Source organism: Sphingobacterium sp. UGAL515B_05 (genome assembly GCF_033097525.1).
GTDB lineage: Bacteria > Bacteroidota > Bacteroidia > Sphingobacteriales > Sphingobacteriaceae > Sphingobacterium.
The window spans coordinates 4,957,807-4,979,258 of the sequence record NZ_CP109907.1; the positions used below are offsets into that span (position 1 = coordinate 4,957,807).

21 protein-coding genes and 1 pseudogene are annotated in these 21,452 nt (G+C 40.0%); 16 read left to right on the forward strand and 6 right to left on the reverse strand.

Annotated features, from left to right (window positions below):
- The first annotated feature begins 14 nt into the window (after nt 1-14).
- Together treZ and OK025_RS20500 are read left to right on the forward strand one after the other, a co-directional pair.
- Nucleotides 15-1,832, forward strand: coding sequence for a malto-oligosyltrehalose trehalohydrolase (gene treZ / locus OK025_RS20495; RefSeq protein ID WP_317666586.1), 1,818 nt, complete (start codon nt 15-17; stop codon nt 1,830-1,832).
- 192 nt (nt 1,833-2,024) lie between these two features.
- Nucleotides 2,025-2,705, forward strand: coding sequence for a DUF421 domain-containing protein (locus tag OK025_RS20500; protein WP_317666587.1), 681 nt, complete (start codon nt 2,025-2,027; stop codon nt 2,703-2,705).
- Between the two features lie 150 nt (nt 2,706-2,855).
- On the opposite strand, the gene OK025_RS20505 is transcribed toward OK025_RS20500, so the two are convergent.
- Entirely contained in the window at nt 2,856-4,163 is a 1,308-nt protein-coding gene (locus OK025_RS20505) for a mechanosensitive ion channel family protein (protein WP_317666588.1), read from the reverse strand.
- Between the two features lie 179 nt (nt 4,164-4,342).
- Between OK025_RS20505 and OK025_RS20510 the strand changes: the two genes are divergently transcribed.
- The 4 genes from OK025_RS20510 to OK025_RS20525 all read left to right on the forward strand — a co-directional run bounded on the left by OK025_RS20510 (nt 4,343) and on the right by OK025_RS20525 (nt 10,215).
- The gene (locus tag OK025_RS20510; RefSeq protein WP_317666589.1) at nt 4,343-5,332 is read left to right on the forward strand and encodes an NAD(P)H-dependent glycerol-3-phosphate dehydrogenase; all 990 of its coding nucleotides are present in this window, start codon (nt 4,343-4,345) and stop codon (nt 5,330-5,332) included.
- 1 nt (nt 5,333) lies between these two features.
- Nucleotides 5,334-7,595, forward strand: coding sequence for a glucosylglycerol-phosphate synthase (gene ggpS / locus OK025_RS20515; protein ID WP_317666590.1), 2,262 nt, complete (start codon nt 5,334-5,336; stop codon nt 7,593-7,595).
- A gap of 232 nt (nt 7,596-7,827) precedes the next feature.
- On the forward strand, nt 7,828-8,685 hold the full coding sequence (locus OK025_RS20520) for a helix-turn-helix domain-containing protein (RefSeq protein WP_317666591.1): 858 nt from the start codon (nt 7,828-7,830) through the stop codon (nt 8,683-8,685).
- Between the two features lie 570 nt (nt 8,686-9,255).
- The gene (locus OK025_RS20525; protein WP_317666592.1) at nt 9,256-10,215 is read left to right on the forward strand and encodes a hypothetical protein; all 960 of its coding nucleotides are present in this window, start codon (nt 9,256-9,258) and stop codon (nt 10,213-10,215) included.
- A 111-nt stretch (nt 10,216-10,326) separates the two neighbouring features.
- Here OK025_RS20525 and OK025_RS20530 read toward each other — a convergent pair whose 3' ends face one another.
- The gene (locus tag OK025_RS20530) at nt 10,327-10,665 is read right to left on the reverse strand and encodes a helix-turn-helix domain-containing protein (protein WP_317666593.1); all 339 of its coding nucleotides are present in this window, start codon (nt 10,663-10,665) and stop codon (nt 10,327-10,329) included.
- Nucleotides 10,666-10,775: 110 nt separating this feature from the next.
- Between OK025_RS20530 and OK025_RS20535 the strand changes: the two genes are divergently transcribed.
- Nucleotides 10,776-11,765, forward strand: a complete 990-nt coding sequence (locus tag OK025_RS20535) for a YhdH/YhfP family quinone oxidoreductase (protein ID WP_317666594.1) — start codon at nt 10,776-10,778, stop codon at nt 11,763-11,765.
- 197 nt (nt 11,766-11,962) lie between these two features.
- Here the strand turns inward: OK025_RS20535 and OK025_RS20540 are convergent, their stop codons facing one another.
- Nucleotides 11,963-12,910 (reverse strand): hypothetical protein, encoded by a 948-nt coding sequence (locus tag OK025_RS20540; protein ID WP_317666595.1) that lies wholly within the window; start codon nt 12,908-12,910, stop codon nt 11,963-11,965.
- A 335-nt stretch (nt 12,911-13,245) separates the two neighbouring features.
- Here OK025_RS20540 and OK025_RS20545 point away from each other — a divergent pair, with 335 nt between their 5' ends.
- From OK025_RS20545 to OK025_RS20565, 5 genes are all read left to right on the forward strand, one after another.
- Nucleotides 13,246-13,818, forward strand: a complete 573-nt coding sequence (locus OK025_RS20545; protein ID WP_317666596.1) for a Crp/Fnr family transcriptional regulator — start codon at nt 13,246-13,248, stop codon at nt 13,816-13,818.
- Between the two features lie 89 nt (nt 13,819-13,907).
- Nucleotides 13,908-14,429, forward strand: coding sequence for a YceI family protein (locus OK025_RS20550; RefSeq protein WP_317666597.1), 522 nt, complete (start codon nt 13,908-13,910; stop codon nt 14,427-14,429).
- A 10-nt stretch (nt 14,430-14,439) separates the two neighbouring features.
- On the forward strand, nt 14,440-15,507 hold the full coding sequence (locus OK025_RS20555; RefSeq protein ID WP_317666598.1) for a nitronate monooxygenase: 1,068 nt from the start codon (nt 14,440-14,442) through the stop codon (nt 15,505-15,507).
- Nucleotides 15,508-15,665: 158 nt separating this feature from the next.
- Nucleotides 15,666-16,238: a Crp/Fnr family transcriptional regulator gene (locus OK025_RS20560; RefSeq protein WP_317666599.1), complete on the forward strand. Its 573-nt coding sequence runs from the start codon at nt 15,666-15,668 to the stop codon at nt 16,236-16,238.
- A gap of 78 nt (nt 16,239-16,316) precedes the next feature.
- Complete coding sequence (locus tag OK025_RS20565; protein ID WP_317666600.1) at nt 16,317-16,706, forward strand: RidA family protein; 390 nt, start codon at nt 16,317-16,319, stop codon at nt 16,704-16,706.
- Here the strand turns inward: OK025_RS20565 and OK025_RS20570 are convergent.
- From OK025_RS20570 to OK025_RS20580, 3 genes are all read right to left on the reverse strand, one after another.
- Nucleotides 16,651-16,893, reverse strand: a complete 243-nt coding sequence (locus OK025_RS20570; RefSeq protein ID WP_317666601.1) for a winged helix-turn-helix transcriptional regulator — start codon at nt 16,891-16,893, stop codon at nt 16,651-16,653. The two genes, OK025_RS20565 and OK025_RS20570, sit on opposite strands and share 56 nt — an antisense overlap.
- A gap of 84 nt (nt 16,894-16,977) precedes the next feature.
- Entirely contained in the window at nt 16,978-17,295 is a 318-nt protein-coding gene (locus tag OK025_RS20575; protein ID WP_317666602.1) for a nuclear transport factor 2 family protein, read from the reverse strand.
- 21 nt (nt 17,296-17,316) lie between these two features.
- Nucleotides 17,317-18,108 carry an SDR family oxidoreductase gene (locus OK025_RS20580; protein WP_317666603.1) on the reverse strand — a complete coding sequence of 264 codons (792 nt, stop codon included), beginning with the start codon at nt 18,106-18,108 and terminating at the stop codon, nt 17,317-17,319.
- A 128-nt stretch (nt 18,109-18,236) separates the two neighbouring features.
- On the opposite strand from OK025_RS20580, the gene OK025_RS20585 reads away from it, so the two are divergent.
- The 4 genes and pseudogenes from OK025_RS20585 to OK025_RS20600 all read left to right on the forward strand — a co-directional run bounded on the left by OK025_RS20585 (nt 18,237) and on the right by OK025_RS20600 (nt 21,356).
- Nucleotides 18,237-18,602, forward strand: coding sequence for a helix-turn-helix domain-containing protein (locus OK025_RS20585; protein ID WP_317666604.1), 366 nt, complete (start codon nt 18,237-18,239; stop codon nt 18,600-18,602).
- Between the two features lie 30 nt (nt 18,603-18,632).
- Nucleotides 18,633-18,841, forward strand: a pseudogene (locus tag OK025_RS20590) (integrase core domain-containing protein); the annotation flags it as partial.
- A gap of 158 nt (nt 18,842-18,999) precedes the next feature.
- Complete coding sequence (locus OK025_RS20595) at nt 19,000-19,833, forward strand: helix-turn-helix domain-containing protein (RefSeq protein ID WP_317666605.1); 834 nt, start codon at nt 19,000-19,002, stop codon at nt 19,831-19,833.
- Between the two features lie 74 nt (nt 19,834-19,907).
- Complete coding sequence (locus OK025_RS20600) at nt 19,908-21,356, forward strand: serine hydrolase (protein WP_317666606.1); 1,449 nt, start codon at nt 19,908-19,910, stop codon at nt 21,354-21,356.
- The last annotated feature ends 96 nt before the right edge of the window (nt 21,357-21,452 follow it).

Consider the following 21,452-nt stretch of genomic DNA (forward strand, 5'->3'; position numbering starts at 1 on the left):
AGTGGGAGATATTGATGAGCGAGACAGGAATTAAACAATTGGGTATTCGTCGCAATGGTGACCATTGGCAGATTCGCGTATGGGCACCAATGGCAAAGAATGTGCATTGCCGATTTTATCAAAAAGATATGGAGATTGCGCTTAAGCCCCAACAATATGGTTATTGGTACGCGGAGACTGATTTATTAACAGCTGGAGATTTATACCGGATCAGTGTCGATGGCAAGGAATTGCCGGACCCGATTTCGCTCTCCCAGCCAGAAGGTGTACATGGTCCCTCAAAAGTCGTTGATCTCACTTTTTCTTGGACCGATACAGACTATCGGCCTCCAGCATTGTCTGATTTTATTATTTACGAGCTTCATGTAGGAACATTTACTTCATCCCATGATTTTGATGGTGTTATCAAAAAGATTCCCTATCTGAAAGATTTGGGTATCACTGCTATTGAAATTATGCCTGTTGCACAGTTTCCAGGTGAAAGAAATTGGGGTTACGATGGTGTTTTTCCATTTGCAGTGCAGCATTCCTATGGTGGTACATCGGAACTTCAAAGGCTTGTGAATTCCTGTCATGAGGCCAATATTGCGGTAATTTTGGATGTCGTCTATAATCATCTCGGTCCCGAGGGAAACTATTTCTCGAATTATGGCCCATATTTTACCGACAAATACCATACGCCCTGGGGTAATGCGCTGAATTATGACGATAGCTATTGTCATGGACAGCGGGATCTGGTACTGAACAATGTACGCATGTGGTTTGAAGACTTTCATATCGATGCGCTGCGTCTGGATGCGGTACATGCAATCAAGGATTTTAACGCTGTTCATATCCTTCAGCAAATTCGGAAGGAAACGGATGAAATTATTGCTAAATCCGGAAAAAACCATTTTCTATTTATTGAATGTGATCTTAACGATAGACGATTTCTAGACCCATTGGCGAAAAATGGTTTTGGGATGGATGCACAATGGCTAGATGAATTTCACCACGCTTTAAGAGTAAGCGTGGGCGAACCAAAAAAAGGGTACTATGAGGAATTTAATGGATTGGCCGATCTCGCAAAAGCTTATGAAAAAGCATATGTATTCGATGGAAACTATTCTCCCCATCGGGAAAAATTCTTTGGAACGGACACGCTAGGTATCGAAGGGAATCATTTTATAGTTTTCTGCCAGAATCATGATCAAGTCGGCAATAGGATGATGGGCGATCGCGCGGCTTCACTCTATCCTGTAGAAATTACGCGACTTATGGCTTTTGCCGTGTTCATATCACCGTATCTTCCTTTACTGTTCATGGGAGAAGAATGGGGTACAAAACGAGCTTTTCCCTATTTTACCAGTCATAGTGACCCCAAACTTGTAGCGCAGGTGAGACAGGGAAGAAAAAAAGAGTTTGAAGATTTTTTTGAAGATTCAGGATTTCTCGACCCGCAGGACGAGACGATATTTAGGAATACCGTATTGAATTGGGACGAACAGGATAGCGAAGTCCATCAGAAACATTTATCTTATTATAGATCCCTGATAGCATTCCGTAAAATCAATCCTGTGCTGAAAAATATACAGCGCGATGAAATAACGGCTAAATGTCTCCCGAATCAAAAGGTACTTATCTTAGCGATGAAAAAAAACGATAGTTCTTTATTTGTAATGATGAATTTTTCTGCCACTGTACAACAGGTAACGCTACCTGAAGATCTGCAATGGAAAATTATATTTAATACGAATGAAATGGATGCCGCGGTTTTGTCAGATACTGATTATGCTCAAATCACTGTCGCATCGCTAAAGCCTTGGTCTGGTCAGGTCTATATTTCTAGCTAGATGCATGGGGTATAAAAATTTTTATATCCCATGCATCAGATTTTTATATCGCGTTGAGCACCCATCTTTGAACACCGAGAGGCAACACGCTGCGGCATGTTGTTTTTGCCGAGTGATGAACTATTGTAACCGGAGAAATGTTTTAAGATTGAATTTTGGGGGGCACATTAAGATTTTTGATTTTAAAAGGTTATGATTGATATACAAAAAATATTCGCTGAGGGGGTGGAAAGCTCCTTTCTTGTTGAAATAGGTGCAAGAACAGTAATAATGTTTCTTCTAATTTTGATAATTCTAAGGCTCTCGGGTAGAAGGGGAGTTCGGCAGTTAACTCTTTTTGAGGTTGCGATTATTATTAGTTTGGGCTCAGCTGCGGGAGATCCAATGTTTCAAGAAGATATCCCAATTTTTCATGCGATTGTTGTCTTTATAGGTGTAATTTTCGTGTATAAGTTGATAACCTGGCTCGCTTCCCGATCAGAGAAGGTTGCCCATTTATTGGAAGGTAAAGTTTTACCTGTAGTAAAGGATGGCGTATTTGATATAAAACATGAAAATGATAATACCTTTTCGCGTATGGAATTTTTTTCTGAACTGAGAAATTTAAATGTCGAACATTTGGGACAGGTTAAGGAAGGGATTCTAGAAGTCGATGGAACCTTAAGCGTTTTATTTTATGCTGATAATGATGTGCGATATGGGCTACCCTTATTCCCATCATCTTACAAAATGGTTGATGTATCCAGTTCCGAAGGGCCATTTGCATGCATGTATTGCGGCCATGTTCTATTTAGTTTTGAGAATGATTGCCAGTCATGTCCAAGATGCAATAAAACACAATGGAGCATAGCTTTGAATTCCCGAAGGGTTTAGAAGAAATAATTCATGGTATTATTTGAATAAATCATAGCCTTGTGTTAAATTATGGGAAACTAATTTAGCCGTTCTTTTAATAGCTGCCCAGCGGCAATAAGATTGAAACCACCGGGCAAGCTTAGGTTTACCGCAACAGGGGAGTTGCTGTTAGGAGCGGTTTTCTATTGCACCGAGCACCCTCAGGTCATCAGATGCTGGCAGTTCAAATACCTGCAGGTGAAAGTGCTTAATGGCAGCAAGTAAATGGTCAAAAATATCGGCCATCGTATCTTCGAAATAGGCCCATTGTGTCCCCTTGGTAAACATGTACAGTTCCAGCGGAATACCGTATTCGCTAGGGGCTAGCTGACGGACTAATAAAGTAAGTTCCTGATGGATATTGGGGTTATGTTTGGCATAGGCGAGTACATAGGCCCTGAACAGGCCGATATTGGTCATCCTGCGACCATTGACAGGCGAGGAGCTGTCTGTATGCCAAGTTTTATTGTACTCGGCAATCTCGCGCTCCCTTTTTTCGATATAGGGAGCCAACAGCCATATAGTTTTTAATGCCGTGATTTCCTCCGCACTGAGGTAGCGCACCGAAGACATTTTAATGTTCAATGCCCGTTTTATCCGACGGCCACCAGTCTCCTGCATCCCACGATAGTTTTTAAATGAATCGCTCAGTAGGGTATAGGTCGGAATGGTGACAATGGTCTTGTCCCAGTTCTGTATCTTCACATTGTTGAGGTTGATCTGCAGCACGTCGCCGTCCACACCGTATTTGGGCATTTCTATCCAGTCTCCTACGCGGACCGAGTCATTTGCCGACACCTGAATACTGGCCACAAAGCCCAGGATAGTATCCTTAAAGACGAGCATGAGGATGGCGGACGCCGCCCCAAGCGAGACCAGAAAGGACCAGGGCGAATTGCCGGTCAGCAGGGAAACGATCAGTGTACCGATCACAAATATTAAAAAGATCTGTACCACCTGAAGGTAGCTGTCGATGGGTTTGTCCTTAAACGCATTTGAACCACGAAGAATATCGCGGCAGGTTTTTAACAAGCTATTGGCCAGATGGTAGATGGTGAACAATACCACGATATCCAGAATCTTGACAATAGCGGCTGTAAGCACCGGAAAACCAACGAAGATCACCGGTAGCAGCTGCCGTGTAAGCAGCACGAGCAGGGTGCGGCTCACGCGTACATGCACCTTGTTTTCCAACAGATAATCATCCCATTTGGTCGAGGTTCGCTGGGCAATCCGATTCAATGCGGAATAAAATACTTTGCGCATGATATAATCGAGCGCATAGAGCATCACCGCAAAAGCAAAAAGTAATGCGGCGGCCGTAACAATATGTGCCTGCTGCTCGGGTAAACCCAATTTGGCAAAGAAATTAAAAATGTACTGATAAATTGAACTTGATGATTGTTCATTGAAGTTAAGCATGTTTAAATTTTTCATATGAACAAACAAATTTACGAAGAAATATAAACACGGATTTTGGCGTGAAAAATACCCCTTTAACGCTGTTTTTACGTGTAAAGTTTGCTTATTGATTAATTTTTGCGTATATTAGTAAATTAATAGATAACCCGACGGCGAAATTTCTTCTGTTTCGCGTCTTTAAAACCCCCAACGATTTGAATGAGATTAGTGTGATAGGTGGTGGGAGTTGGGCCACGGCCCTGGTTAAAATTTTGACAGAAAATAGCATTCATACAAACTGGTACTTGCGGCGTTCAGAGCAGGCGCGCTCGATAAACCGGGATGCTGTTAACCCTGACTACCTATCGTTTTTAAAACTTGACAATACAAAAATTTATGCGTCCGATCAGCTGGACGAGATCGTGGCCCGATCGAAAGTAATCCTTTTCGTCGTGCCCAGTGCGCATCTGGACAAAGTTTGCGCCGCAATCCCCAAAGAGGACCTTGCCGAAAAGTTTGTGATTACCGCTATTAAAGGAACCGTCGGCCCGGACAACCTGCTTCCCAGTGCTTATCTCGCTAAGTATTTTAAATTGGAAGATTTTCAGCAGGCAATCATTGCGGGACCATGCCATGCCGAAGAGATCGCACGGAACAAGAAAACCTATATGACCCTGTGCGGTCCCAACGAATCCTTTATCCGTAAGATTTCCAAGGGCTTCGCTTCAAGCTATATGCAGGTAAATTATAGCCCCGACACGCTGGGCGTGGAGTACGCCGCTATTTACAAAAATGTAGTCGGCATCGTCTGTGGCATGGCTGAAGGACTCCACTACGGTGACAACTTTATGGCGGTGCTTGTGGCCAACGCGACTGACGAACTGGGGCTGTTGCTGCATTCCCTTGGTGCGCTCAATGTCCGGCTGGGCAGCTCCACCTATTTGGGCGACCTATTGGTGACGGGGTACTCCGCGCATAGCCGTAACCGGACTTTCGGTAAATACCTTGGCCAGGGATATTCGGTGTTCGAAGCCCGTCAACACATGGGCATGGTCGCAGAAGGATATTTTGCAACGCGGGGGCTGATGGCGACGGTCTCGACCCTCGGGCTCAATTTGCCCCTCTTACAGACCACATATCGTGTGCTGTACAATCATATGGCCGCAATTGATGAATTTAAACTTTTAGAAAGGAATATAAAATAATATGCTATTAGCAACAGATTTAGATGGAACTTTTTTGGGCGGAAAGATGGAAGACCGCCTCAGATTATATAGATTGATAAAAACTAGCCCGATGCAGCTGGTCTTTGTCACCGGAAGAGGGCTGGAGTCGGTATTGCCGCTGCTGAGCGATCCGCTTATTCCGGTGCCGGATTTCATTATTGCGGATGTCGGCGCCACCGTCGTTAACGGCCATAGCCTGGAAGCGATTGAGCCGCTGCAGAGTGAGATCGAGGAAAAATGGCCGCAGACTTATGCAATCCGGGCGGCGCTGGAGGAAATACCGCATTTGAATTACCAGCATGTACCGCAGCAGCGTCGCAGCTCCTTTTATTTTGAAGCCGGCGTGGACCATAGCCTGGTGCAGCAGGTGGCGGACAGGTACGACTGCGACATCATTACTTCGGCCGATAAATACCTGGACTTGCTCCCCAGAGGGGTCAACAAGGGGACGACATTAAAGAAGCTGGTTGAATTTCTGGCCGTTGATCCAGATGATGTGATGGTAGCTGGCGATACGCTGAATGATCTGGCCTTGTTTGAGATCGGCTTTCGTGGTGTTGCTGTCGGAAAATCTGAGCCGGGGCTGCTGCAGGCCATTGATCAGTTGGATACAGCGTACAGTGCAGAGGCCGCTGGAGCGGGCGGTATACTGGAGTACATGGGCAAATACCGCCCGTTTCAGCAGCTGATCCGCGGGGAACAAAAATCGGTGCCTCAAAAAAGAAGATCCAAAAAATCAGACCAGCTGGTGATGGTGTACCATCGGCTGCCTTTTGAAAAGGAGTCGGTCAACGGTAAGACGGTAAGGGTAGCGCCAAAAAGCCCAAACGGCATCATTCCTTCGCTACTGGGCTTATTTGAGAAGGGACGCTCCGGTCTTTGGATCGGGGAGGAAGTCATCCAGCAGGACGGAAAGCCGGTTCCAAATCAGCTGGTCGACGAAAGCCGGTATCCTAATTTGGTCGCTTCCACCATATCGTTGTCTAAAGAGGATATCGATAAGTTCTATCGTGTATTCTCCAAAGAGGCGTTCTGGCCGACGATCTTTTCCTTTGTGGACCGGGCAAAATTCAACCACGAGGACTGGGAACATTACCTGATGATAAACAAGCGCTTTGCCGAGCGGATTGCCCGCGAGGCCGACGAGGAGGCGCTGGTCTGGATCCATGAGTATAATCTGTGGATGGTGCCTTCTTTTTTAAAAACCATGCGCCCAGATCTGAAAATTGGCTTTTTTCATCATACGGCTTTTCCGGCAGCAGATATTTTCAATATTATTCCCTGGCGCAAAGAGATCATCGGCAGCCTGCTGCTCTGTGATTTTATCAGTTTTCATATCCCGCGTTATGTCGAGAATTTTGTGGATGTGATCCGCAGCCATACACCATTTAAAGTGGTCAAAAAAGTTGATGTCGCCAATCAGTTCCTGACCTATAGCTGTGCGCTGGGCGTCGATCAGATGACCAAGATCATAGAGGTGGATGGCCGGCAGATTAGGCTTGGCGCACAGCCGGTGGGGGTGAACAGGGGCCATATCGAACAGATTTTGACGGATGATAAGGTCAAGACTGAGATCAATGCCCTCAAAGAAAACAAAGCCGGATCCGGAATAACGCGTATCATATCCATCGAGCGCCTGGATTACGTCAAAGGCCCCTTGGAAAAAATCCAGGCTTTTGGTGAATTTCTGGCCGAATACCCAGAATTTAGGGGCAAGATCGAACTGGTCAATGTCTGTACGCCGCCATCACAGGGGATGACTATCTATGACGAAATCCGGGATCAGGTAAATCAGGCCGTGGGTGAGATCAACGGTAAATATGCAACGATGAACTGGACCCCGATCCAATATTTTTATAGGGCCTTGCCTTTTGAGGAAGTGGTCAAACACTATGCGCTGAGCGATATTGCCTGGATCACGCCTCTGCGGGACGGACTGAATCTAGTCGCAAAGGAATACATTGCGACCCATGGGTTATTGGAGACTCCTGGGATTCTTGTGCTCTCAGAATTTGCAGGGGCCTCGGTCGAATTGCCTTATGCCATATTGACCAATCCCTACGACCGTAAGAGCATGAAAGATGCACTGTTGAAAGCCTTGGTCATGGAACCCGGAGAAGCTCAGGTTAGGGCGCGCAGGCTGTATGAGCATATTGAGCACTACGATATCCATTACTGGGGGCGGGATTTTGTGAAAGAGCTCGAAACATCGGGTAAAGCAATTGTTCATGAAAAGAAGTAACTGTTAGTCTCAGGCGTCAAACGCGCTTTTTTAGCCATCTTAGAAAAAAATAATTAGAAATCCGTGTTAAGCTGGTTTCTTGAATAGAATACAAAATAACGTTGAAAACGAAGCTTCGGGATGTATTCCTCAGGAAATCCCGCTATTTTACAAACAATATTGTTTTAACGAGGGTTTTTCTTGAGGGAATTCAATAAAAAATAACGCGCAAAGTCGCGAAGAAAAATAAAATATGATAAATACTGGCAATAAGAATGAATTTCAAAATGCTTTCAGTGCAAGCTTCAGTTATAATTTTGACAATTTTGGAAATGAGGAACAATTTTTTGATTCCGCCAAAAGGTGGATTGATGATAAATATTTTTTGATTGTTTTTGGGTGTTCAAATAAGGATCATCGTGGACAACATACCTTATTATTTTTCAGCAACCAGTATTTTCCAGTTCAAGAACTAAGAGGATATTTTAAAGAAGGGGCTTATTTTGCATTCCGTTCAGATCTATTTACAGGATATAGTCTGCGAAATAAATTGAAAGAATTTGGGTTTTTAGAATACTCCATTCAGGAATCGATGATCTTATCGAATAACGATTATAGGCTTATAAAAAATATCTTTGAACTGATAGACCTCGAGACTAAGATGCCCATGAGTGAAACGCAGTCTAAAATACTTATTTCATATCTTGATTTGCTTTTACAACATATGCAAAGGTTTTATCAACAGTTAATGGAAGATAAGCTGAATGAGTTTAGCGCGTTACAAAAAGATTTTATGAGCGAGCTGCACACTCTTTTTGATAGCAAAAGAAAATGCTTGTCCTTACTCCCTAGTTTAACATTATTGTCCACGAAACTAAATTGTACAACACGATTTCTCAATGATGTTTCTTTAAAAACTTCTAAAAATACAGCACAGTATCATATTGATAATTTTATTGTTAAAATAGCAAAGGAATTACTTGCTGAAACTGATTTATCAGTAGCTGAAATCGCTAAAAATATGCAATTTGATCAACCTCAGTCATTAACAAGACTGTTTAAAAAGAAAACAAAAATTAGTCCACTCGACTATCGTATATCAATTATATGACAAATTTATTCCCAGAGGAATCGGCGTTAGCCGTTAATTTTCAAAATAGTATATAATAGTACAATATAATGTATGGTTAGTCAAATCAGTTCATTCGTCAAGCCAATGAATTATATTGAGCAAAAATTGGGCATTCTTTTTTGCGGCTGGATGGTTCATTCCTCTTTTTTCACTTTTGATGCCATGGGGTTTTGCCCAAAATCAAATGCAAGTGCATTCAGGTTAGTTTCTTTCTTATCAGTAATTGCCAAACCACTTCTTTCGTCGCTATTTTTATCAAAGAAAATCAGACCTGCGGGAGCTTAAGTCCTTTATACGTATTCCCATTAATAATAGGTTGCGGAATGTTATCAGTGTTTGCAATAAGGACACTATTTTTCCCCGATCATATGATAATGCAGAGAAAACTGATTTTATGGTTAAAGATAACCATTGATCTAATAACCGTACTGATCGTAAATTTGTCTGTTGATAGGAAGCTTGGTCCCTACTTTTATTGATAATAACCTAAGTTTATTGGTATCAAATATGAATATTCCATTTAGTCTTATTTTGTTAAGTCTGTTTTTAATGATTTATCATACACCGGTCAAAAACGTTGGCGAGCGGAAAATTGCCTATACGGATTATATACGAGGGCGTCCTTTAAGTGCGCAGCTCTGGTATCCGACCGAGAACAGCAATGTTAAGGATACAGAACGGCCATTTATCTTACCACCTACAGCAAAAAATGCGGAATTTATACAAGATAAACATCCATTGATTGTGTTGTCTCATGGCACTGGAGGCAACAGATTTAGCTTATCCTGGCTGGCGATTGAATTGGCGAAAAATGGATATTTTGTGGTTGCTCCAGATCATTGGGGCAATACGCTCGATAATAAAATCCCTGAGAACTTTGTACGTTATTGGGATAGACCGCTAGATATTCATTTCCTGATTTCATCATTACTTGACGACACACGGTTTAATAGCTACATAGACAGCAGTAGGATTGCCGGTATAGGATTTTCATTGGGGGGATATACTACTTTGGCGCTTGCCGGGGTCAAACTAGATTGCGATACGCTCAAGAAAAGCGCATCGTTAGCCGAAAACCGAAAACAATTTGTTATTCCTGAATTAGGTGACCTCCAGGAATTAATGCAAAAAATATCCTGCGAACAGGTGCCGCTAGATTTAAGAGATAGTCGCGTTAAAGCCAGTTTAGCCTTGTCTCCAGCACTTGGGCTGGGCCTTCCCAAAGTGAAGCAAACCAATACATCTCCAGTTTTGATCATTGGTGCGGCTGACGATTCGATTGCTCCTCTTAAAACTAACGCAATACGATACCATGAAGTAATCAAAAATTCAAAATATAGCGTACTTCAAGGTAAAGTGGGGCATTACATTTTCTTGAATGAAGGGAAGCTTCAATTGGTTAACGTAGAGCCCACTTATTATCGAGACCATAATGCTATGGACAGAAAATCAATACATCAACAATTGATAGCAGAAATACTCGCTTTTCTGTCGGAGCATTTAAAATAAATAGAAGTGAACACTGCTCCACAAATACAAACCTCCGCCGGCCAATCCACTGCTTTGAGCGATGAGATTATGCTAAGGCTACATCAGATTATTGATTATATATCAGTTTATTTAAACCAAATTTTGCAAATGCTTTAAATGTATATGTCCCCATTTACGCATATCGCGGACGATCGGATAAATACTTTCGCCGTATTCTGTTAAATAATATTCAACTCGTAAAGGAACTTCATTGAAAACCTTTCGGCTAATAATACCATCGGCTTCCAATTCCCTAAGTTGTTTTGCAATTGTCCGCTCACTAATTGTTGGCAGTGTCTTTTTCATTTCCGTAAAACGGTTCCTATTTTTCCCTATAAGCATAATTAATGTAGTCTTACATTTACCCTTTATGACCTGCAGAAAAATATCCGATGGGCAAACTGTTTCAATCTTTTCTATTTCTGACATTATTTTATCTCTTGATAATCAATAAACTGAACTTTTGTGCAGTATATGATTATTTTGTAAGTTATTGCTTCTTAGTTTTTTAATTTTCAAATTTACTCAAAATTATTTTTATGCGTAATACATTCAGAGCCTTAATGGTCAGAGAAAATGAAGGAATTTTCAAAAGTAAAGTTGAAGATGTCCCTTTCGATCAGATAACCGAAAACGATGTACTGATTAAAGTAGCATATTCATCCGTAAATTACAAAGATGCACTATCTGCTTCGGGGAACAAAGGTGTGACGAGAAATTTTCCTCATATACCAGGAATAGATGCTGTAGGAAAGATAGTTTCTTGTAAATCCAGTCGATTCAATAAGGGAGATAATGTGATTGTAACAGGGTATGATCTGGGAATGAATACTTGGGGAGGATTTGGCCAATATATTAGTGTTCCAGCGGAGTGGATCATCCCATTACCGGCGGGACTAACCCCATTGGAAGCCATGTCATTTGGTACGGCAGGTTTGACAGCTGGTATTTCTGTTTATAACTTGATTAAATCAGGGATTATCCCCAACAGCGGGAAAGTTGTAGTAAGTGGAGCTACCGGAGGGGTAGGGAGTCTTTCTGCGGCTATTTTGTCAAAGATCGGGTATAATGTCGTCGCCATATCCGGGAAGAGCACTGATTATTTTCAGCGTACTCTTGGTGTTTCTGAAGTCATATCAAGAGAAGATTTTATTACAAAATATGACGCGTGTGCCCTATCACGTAACGATTTTGCGGCAGGTATTGACTGTGTAGGAGGGAAGATCCTATCCGGCATAATAAAATCACTACATTATAACGGAGTAGTAACCTGTTGTGGAAATGTGGCCTCTGGAGATCTAAATACCAGCATATATCCATTTATATTAAGAGGGGTCAAGCTGATCGGAATAGATTCGGTGGAGCAACCATTACAATTTAAGGAAGAGATCTGGAATTTACTTGCAAAGGATTTCAAACCTGAATTTCTATCAGACATGGTGCAGATAATCTCAATGGATGAATTAACACATGCATTGGATACGGTTCTAAAAGGCGGCTCTAAAAGTCGTTTTGTCGTAAAACAGTAATAGCTCCAAGGCGTAGGCTGTCCTGATCGGATGGTCTAAATACTTCATTGGCAGGGAACGAATGCTCGGTGAATGATGCGTCACTAAGATGTTCTGTTTCCCTTCACTTGGACCAAGACTTTCCGCCAGCCATTGCCTAGAAACGACCATACATGTGAACCACGCTAGTGCAAATAAAATTTTAATTTTTGGGTGTTTCATCGGTCCTTTCTAAATGTCAGACCGGCAAAGTCAACCACTTGTTGATTGTCTTTTTGAGATAAGGAAACATTAAATCCTCCAAAACCTGCATTTATTCCACATGTAACAGCGTATTTAGGTGATATTACATATAAAGGTATAGACCTAACACTGCCAAATGTCGTAAACTTCATCATTAAAACTTTTTCTTTTGAAATATAAATTTCAACTTCTCTAAATTTTGTATCTCCAATTAGCATCTGATAACCGAAATGCTTGTATTTTCCTAATGCATTCTCCCATGAAGAACGATCAAGGTTTTTGAGCTTTAGTCCATACTCGCGTTCACGATCTTCAATTCTTTGAAATAAAAAAGTTTCGGTATTAACTTTCTTAAAAACAAATCTTTTGTTATTTCTTTCCACTAAGCTATCATTTGGAAATATTTCGATAGGCAGAAATTCATCCTTTGATAAAGGAGTAAGAAAATATTGTCTTTCCCCATCAATAAGTTTGAGACGATCTTTTTCTAAAATGACTTTGATATACCCTTCGGCCTGCGCATAATTACCTACATGTCTTTTCAGGCTATGATTAGATAATTTGATTGGGGCCGATGAACTGTGAATTTTTCCTGTTATAGGAGCAGGAAATAGGTCGCTAATCTTCAGTTGGTACTTGTTCAAGAAACTGAAACAAAATTCTTCTGCAATTGCACCACCTTCTGCTGAGTTTGTCATGACAATTACCGCAAATTTACTTTTGGGAATTAATAGCAGTTTTGCCTGTGCAAATCCTGCACTTCCAGCGTGATAGACAGCAAAATTGGAATCATTTTTAAACATAAACCAGCCTAAGCCTTTTTTATTACTTTCAATAGGCACATTTTGGTTCTGCAGCGAAAACATTTCATGGATAGTTGAGGAATCGACTATTGAAGAATTTTCTCCGTTATATGCTTTCATAAGACCAATAACATATTTCGAAAAATCATTTATATTGGTGTAAAAGTTTTCTTTCGATTAAAATCAGCCGATTTTATTCCGTAAAGTAAACTTATAAAAAAATCCAAATGGAAAAATAGCGCATGTTAAAATATTGAAGGATTTTCAGATTCAAACTTTAACACCGTAATTCATAATTTTGTATTCTATAAGATTTCACCAAAATGAGTCTAGAAATAAATTAACTGGAGGAAATGTCGCTTGCACCCCGATGGTCCACTTAGGGAAATAGTGGAAAGTAATTGGATGGCAAAAAATAATGGAAGACGATTAAAGATATAAATGTAAATTTGGACATGAGTAAAATCCTGCGAGAACAGTTCGGAAAATATATCGATATATCAGATGTCGAGTTTGATTATATCCTGAGCCATTTCAGCTTTAGGAAATTCAAAAAGCATCAATTCCTTATACAGGAAGGTCAGTCCGTATTAAATGATTATTTTTTGCTCTCTGGCTGTGTGAAATCGTATTATACTGACGAAATCGGGAAAATACATATTCTTCTATTCGCTATTCAGGATTGGTGGATAACAGATTATGAAGCCTATTATTATCAAAAGAATGCAAAAGTAAATATTGATTGTCTGGAAGATACCGAAGTGCTATGCCTTAGCAATGAAAACAGAGAAAAGCTCTGTCGCGAATTCCATCAAGTCGAACATTTTTTCAGAAAGAAAACAAACCGCAGGAACGTGGCGTTGCAAAACAGAATCCTATCGTTATTGAGCAGCTCTGCAAAGGAACGTTATGAAAAGTTTGTAGGGGAGTATCCATCATTGGTGCAAAAGTTGCCCAAGCACATTTTAGCTGCTTATCTTGGTGTTACAAGAGAAACACTGAGTCGCTTATACTCACCAAACAATTGATCTACCTCACATTTTTTTTGTGAGGTATGTCCTTTCTATCTTTAAAGAATACCCTGAATTTTGTCTTGTCAAATTAAAAATCTAGCACAATGACAACATTTAACATTCAAACAGAAAGCAGCACTGTCAATTGGACAGGGAAGAAAGTTCTAGGCTTACACACAGGAACTATTCAAATCAAAAATGGTTTTTTGAGTTTTGAAAACGATGAGATCATCGATGGAGAAATACATATTGACATGACTTCAATTGTAATCACCGATATTTCTGACAAATCTATTTACATGGAATTTTTTCATCATTTAAACCACGATGATTTTTTCTCGGTCGATCAATTTAAGAAAGCATCTTTGAAAATCAGGAATGGGAGAAAGGAAAATACGCATTACATTATTAGTGGCGATTTGACCATTAAGGACATTACACAGCCCATTCATTTTACGGCAACTGTGGAAATATTTAACGATTTCTTGCATGCATTGGGCGAAATCAAAATTGATCGTACATTGTACAATATTCGGTATGGGTCAGGAAAGTTTATTCCGAATTTGGGCGACAAATTGATTTATGATGAGTTTGTACTACAGTTCAAATTAGTTGGGCAACGCTAAATTTATTCATATGTGGACAAAAACAAAATTCACTAAACTTCTTGGAATAGATTTACCCCTCGTTCAAGGTCCCTTTGGTGGAAAATTATCCTCGGAGGATCTTACAGCACTAGTTTCAAATAAGGGTGGATTGGGATCTTACGGTGGGCAGCCTTATGGTGCTGCCGAACTAATTTCTATTTCTAGAGGCATCAAAAAATTGACCGCAAAACCATTTAACATTAATCTATGGGTTAATGGTCAAGATGCTACGGCAGGAGATTTTGATGAAAGCAAGTTCCAGCAAGTTATCAAACTTTTGGAGCCATACTTTGAAGAGGTCGGTGCAGAACCACCCACATTTCCTTTGCAAGGTAGCCCTAAGTTTGAAGAGCAGATTGAAGCTATTTTTGAGATAAAGCCAACGGTTTTTAGTTTTGTTTATGGCATACCCGCTGAAGCAATTTTGGAGAAATGCCGGAGCTTAGGGATCATAACGATAGGAACTGCTACTACGTTAGATGAAGCTATCGCGATAGAACATGCAGGAGTAGATGCTGTGGTAGCCACAGGATTTGATGCAGGTGGGCATCGGGTTTCATTTTTGGATAAACCTGAGGAAAGTTTAATAGGAACGTTTTCATTGATTCCGCAAGTCGCGGATACTGTAAAAATCCCTATTATAGCCGCTGGCGGTATTGCCGATGCCCGTGGGGTAAAAGCGGCAATGGCATTAGGTGCCGATGCGGTGCAAATAGGAACTGCTTTTCTGGCTACCCGGCAATCTGGAGCAAGTAAAATACATCGTGAAAAATTATTCTCAAAAGAAGCCCGTTATACAACATTGACCAAAGTTTTTACTGGAAGGTTATCACGAGGAATAAAAAACCGCTTGACAGAGGAGTTAAAAGAATTTCAAAATAGTTTTGCCCCTTATCCATTACAAGGGAAAATAGTTGGTAAACTGGGAGCGTATCCTGCAAATTCCGAATCGAATCCTGAATTGAAATCGTTTTGGGCAGGTCAGGCAGCCTCTATTCTCCAATATCATGATGCAGAAAAATTGATTGCAACTATTATTGCTGAAATGGAAAGATAATATCCCAACTACTGTCTACCGTAACGCTCAAGCAAAGTGCTCAGGCTATTCGTGCTGATGCTATTATTGGGCTTAACGTAGATAATTAGAATTTTTGGAATGGGTTGAAATAAATTAAAAACAAACTAAAATCAGCCACAATTGGTACCTATCACCCAATGGAAAATAAATATAATTTATTAAAAGAACATATAGAGAACGTTGTTGCGCTTACCGAAGAAGAGTTTGCATTTATAAGAGCATGTTTTATTTACAAGCACTATAAAAAATCTGAATGTATTTTTAAGGAAGGCGAAGAGGTAAAATATCTATACTTCGTATTGTCGGGGCTTCTTAAACTTTATTATACCGATGAAAATATTAAGGAGCATATTGTTTCATTTGCAATGGAAGATTGGTGGGAAACGGACGTTTCTGCCTTTTATACAAATGGAAATGCTTCATTTACTTTGGAATGCCTAGAGAACACTGAATTACTATGTCTATCGTTGGATGATTTTGATCGATTGTGCAATCATTTACAAAAGATGGAGCGCTTTTTCCTACGCAAATCAATTGCGGGCCATATAGGTTCGCAGCAGCGCATCCTATCTTTTTTAACTTCAGGTGCCAAAGAAAGATATGAGCAGTTGATTGCCCGAAATCCGGCATTGATACAAAGAATCCCAAAATCGCTGCTTGCTTCTTACCTAGGTGTGTCCAGGGAAACGTTAAGTCGCCTGTTTTCCTGATTTTATTAAATTGTGAGGTTTGTCACACGGGGTTATGTAAAATTATCGGGAGCTTTGTCTCACAATAAATTTACAACAATGGAAAAGAAAGTAATCAATCCCTGGAAATGGCAGGATGCCAGAAATTATGTGCAGGCAATTGAAGTTAAACATGCAGATTCAACTTTATATGTATCAGGACAATGTGCCATTAATGATGAGGGAATATCGAGTATTGCTGATATGAGAAGGCAGATTTTTCATACTATTGAAAATCTTGAAAAAGTTATTCTACAAAGTGGTTATGAAGTTAAAGATCTTGTCCGACTAAATATCTACACCACCGATTCTTCTGAATTATTTGAAAACTTCGATGTTATTCAACAGTGGCTTAGCAAAAATAAAGTACAGCAGAGTAGTACAGTGTTGGAAGTCAAGGCACTTTTTGAAACTTTAAAGATAGAACTTGAAGCAACTCTTGCCCGATAATTTCGGGAAGAGTTAACATCGAAAAGTGATTGTTGGAAAGTAATTGATGCTCATCCCCCCAATTTCCTAGTGCTGAAATAACGGGGATTAAAGTCTTTCCAAATTCTGTAAGACTGTATTCCACTTCAGGTGGTACAAAAGGCGGGGGGAAAGGTAATAGCTGAACACCTGTTAAATGCAGGCGCAACGGTGATTATTGCGGCGAGCAATGATATCAAAAAAAGCTGGAGTAAATACTTCAGCTTTTTTTGAATCTAATTTTTTTATTATTCTATTCAGTAATGTTCAGTGATTGAATAAGGCCATTAGACAACTGAAAGTGGAATTTTAAAATGACTGGACTTCCAGGAAAAGACCCATCAATTTCCGCAGATAGAATATTTTCCTTTTCGTCATAAACCAATGGCTTCATAGAAGCTTGATACTCCTTATTGGATTTATCCATCCATTGTTCAATTTCTACTCTTCCGTTATGGGTTTTGCCTTCGTCAAAGACTACGGCAGTTTCTGTAAAGCATCGGACATAGGCAGCACTATCGAAATTGTTCTGTGCTTTTACTAACTCGGAGATTACTGTAGGTAAGTTCATATTTTCTATTTTTAAATTATATTAAATTGTTGGTACTGTTCCACCATCGATTATATATTCAGTTCCTGTTAGATAGCTGGCTCTCGGTGAGACAAGGAAACCGACGAATTCAGCCACCTCTATAGGTTCAGCGGGTCGTCCGAAGGGGATTCCACCCAATGCATCCATTACACCTTGTTGCGCTTCTTCTACCGTACTGTTGGCGTTTCTTGCAATTTCACCCAGCCATGCTTCCGATGCTGTGGTATTAATCCATCCAGGTGAAACAGTCAGTACACGAACACCTTTCGGTGTCACTTCATTCGATAAACTTTTACTGTAGTTTCGCAGTCCTGCCTTTGCTGCGGCATACGGCAAAGTCGAATCATACAGTGGCAATTTGCCCTGAATTGACGCTATATGGATGATAACGCCTGTTTTCCGATCGATCATCTGCGGTAAAAATCCTCTATCTAGACGAATCGGAGCCAAAAGATTAGTCTGTAGCGTAGATTCCCAATCCGCATCGCTTAGCGCTGCAAACCCGCCTGCGGGGGTTGATGAGCCTCCAAGATTGTTTATCAAAATATCCAGTCTTCCATAGTTCGTAAGGATCTCGCTGACCACTTTTTGGGTACCTTCTGCATTACTCAAATCCGATGCGATGAAATGCAGGTTACTGTTTTCTTTCTCAGGTGCGTTTCTTGCAGTTATTATAACTGTTGCTCCTGCCTGTAGCAGTCTTTCGCCAATTGCTCTTCCGGCACCTTTGGTACCGCCGGTCACCAAGGCTATTTTGCCTGATAATTCATTGTTGAAATTAAATTGTTCCATTTTTACAAATTGTTTATAGGACAAAATTGGGCTATAAAAACAGTTGGCACAAGTACGGAATTACGAATCATATAGGGATAAATTATTCCCCTATTGTGCAAATCGGAACATACCTTTAATTTTGGAATATGTATGAGAGAAAAATAATTCCGAACCTGAACTGTGGTCTTGACTTGATCGGTGAAGTACTTTACGGCAAATGGAAAATACGTTTGCTCTGGTTTATTGATCAGGGATATCAACGACCAAGTGAATTGCAGCGTAAGATCCCAGATGCTTCGCGTAGGGTTTTAAATATCCAGTTAAAGGAGTTGGAAGATCATGGACTGATTACAAAGAAAATATACCCCGTGGTACCTCCAAAAGTTGAATATAGTCTTACCGAATTCGGCGAGACTTTGATTCCCGTTATTGCCGTATTGGGAAACTGGGGAGATGAACATGAAGAACTTCTGCGTTCGCTGATTTTAAATCGTTTTAATTCAGAAAGCTAATATACATCACTACTGTCAAAAATAATGCTTATTCTATTGCCTTTCTCCAGGCCAGGAAAACCAACAGATCATCCGTATATTGAATTATTAAATGGAAGTTTTCGTTACGAGTGTCTGAACGCGCATTGGTTCCTTTCATTGGAAGATGCCAAGGAGAAAATGAAGTCTGGAGGGAAGAATACAACAACTTCGGGCACCACAGCAGTTTGGGGGATCTGACACCTGAAATGTTTATCTAAAAACAGGTCAAAACTTGAATATCCAGAATCGCAGATGAATGAAATTGTTTTGGCAACCGATTTTCTGAGGATGAGGTAAAGAAATGACAAGAATACAAGCCAGCGATGAGTCCAATTTTATATATTTATAAAAAGTAAATTAGGCTCTAGCAAAACCTATGAAAATAAAAGTTTATTCCCCCATTAATCCTTTACTTAAAAAATACATTGAGTGTATTTATATACTCACCCATAGCTCGGAAGAAGAGCCTGCTAAGTATATCACTTTCCCATCTATTTTTACCATTGTTTCGAGCAGTGAAAAATCAAAATCGATCAGTAACGGCAATCAATTAGTCATCAGACAATGCGATCATAACGAAGTGGAAACTAATTTGGTATCTGATTTTAATAAGCCTGTGTTTGTACAATACGAAGGAACAATAAACGAAATCACTATCTATTTTAAACCCCTAGCTATTAATTCATTTTTGGAGCACGAATTAAACCATTACAACAGCTCCAGCTTTTCTGAATTTGTACCTTTTGAAGATTACAGAAGAGTAATGATCGACATTCTTTCTTTGCAAAATGACATCGAAAAAATCGAAACCATTGAAAGATATTGGTTATCCAAATTAAGAGGATTTCAGCACAGTTTCCTTGAAACTATTTTATCTGAAATGATGTGTGAAGAAAATGACGTAGTAAACATAACAGAACTATGCGAAAAGAATGCTATTTCGCGCACCACATTAAACAAACACTTTCGCAGGCATATCTGCAAGACACCATCTGAATTCAAAAAAATACTAAAATTTAGAAATGCGGTTAATAAATATTCATCCTATAAAGCAAAAAACAACTTAACAGATATCGCCTATAGTGTTGACTATTTTGACCAGTCGCATATGATCAGGGAGTTTAAATCAGTGACAGGGTTTTCGCCAAAGGCTTTTTTTGAAAAGACGACAGCGCTGGAAAAAAAGCAAATTCACTGGCTGTTTTTATAGTTAGGTTTACAATTGTACAATTTTTTCTTTTCGGCCTAAAGTAGCTTTGCTGCTTAATCATAAATCAAAACACTATGACCATTCGTCAAATCTATTTTATTATAGCCATCTGCTTCATTGTTCTTTTGCCGGCTGTTGCAATCCACGCCCAAAATTTGAGAAATTTCATTGATCCGATAAAAACCCAACTGAAAAATCTTAAAAAAGAAAATAACTTAAGCGGGGTTGTTCTGATTGCAAAAGATGGTAAGCCAATCTATCGGGAAGCCTTTGGCTTTTCCAATTTGCCAGACCGTGTTAAAAATAAACCGGACACAAAGTTCAACTTAGCATCTATCAACAAGATGTTCACTGCAATGGGAATCATGCAATTGGTGGAATCCGGTAAAATTTCGATTCAGGATAAAGTAGGTCAATATCTCACCGATTATCCCAATAAAACGGTTGCCGACTCTGTGACCATCCATCAATTATTAACACACACTTCAGGAATGCAAAGTTTTTGGGAGGACTATGACAAGCTTGCAAAAGTAAACTTCAAAACAGTTTCTGATTATCTCCCACTGTTTGTAGATAAAAAATTAGCATTTGCACCAGGTAGTAACTTCTACTATAGCAATTCTGGATATATGGTTTTAGGATTAATTATTGAAAAGGTATCGGGTCAGAATTATTTTGATTTTGTAAAAGAACACATATACAAACCCGCAAAAATGATCAATACGGATGCATACGAATTGGATCATGTAATCCCAAATTTGGCCACCGGCTACACCATGTCATTGGAAGAGCCGGGACAATGGAAAAGTAATATTTCCTCAAATCTATACAAAGGAACACCAGCTGGTGGCGGCTATTCAACAGCCGATGATCTGCTAAATTTTGCCAATGCTTTGCAAAGGAATATATTATTGAGTAAAGAAAGTATTACGCTTAGTACATCGGGCAAAGTAAAGTACCGAGAGGGAATGTACGGCTACGGATTTGAAGAAAACAAAATCAACGGACACCGCGTCTTTGGACATACCGGTGGACACGATGGTATTGCTTGTGAACTTATGATTTATCCGGATTTGGGCTATACTGTTGTGATTCTAACCAACGGAGAAGTCGAAAATTATTGGGAAGCAAGTAATCTGATCAAAAAGCAATTAGTAGGTTCAGCACCATCCATTGACAATTTCTTTTACACGAAGGATATCATCCAAACTGTACGCGATAAAGGTTATGAAGCTGGTATTAACGCAATAGAACAGAATTCTAAGAAATATTCATTGAGGGAAAATCTGATTGAAAGATATGCTTATAAGTTCCTGTTCGAAAAGAAAGCGAATCAGGCAATCGATTTGTTTAAGCTGAATCTTCACTTTTTCCCTAATTCAGCCAACGGCTATTATTACATCAGTGAGGCATACATGGTTTCTGGTCAAAAAAAACAGGCTATTGAATATCTAAAGTTATACCTTGAAAAAGAGCCCCAAGACAATGATGCTAGATTAAAATATGAATTGCTGATGAAATAGCTATAATCGATCTGAGTGCAGATCTGTAATTGTGAGAATTTGGTTGAATATCTAAAGTCCCGAAATCTCTAAAAAGTGGACGATGCCTATTGAGAA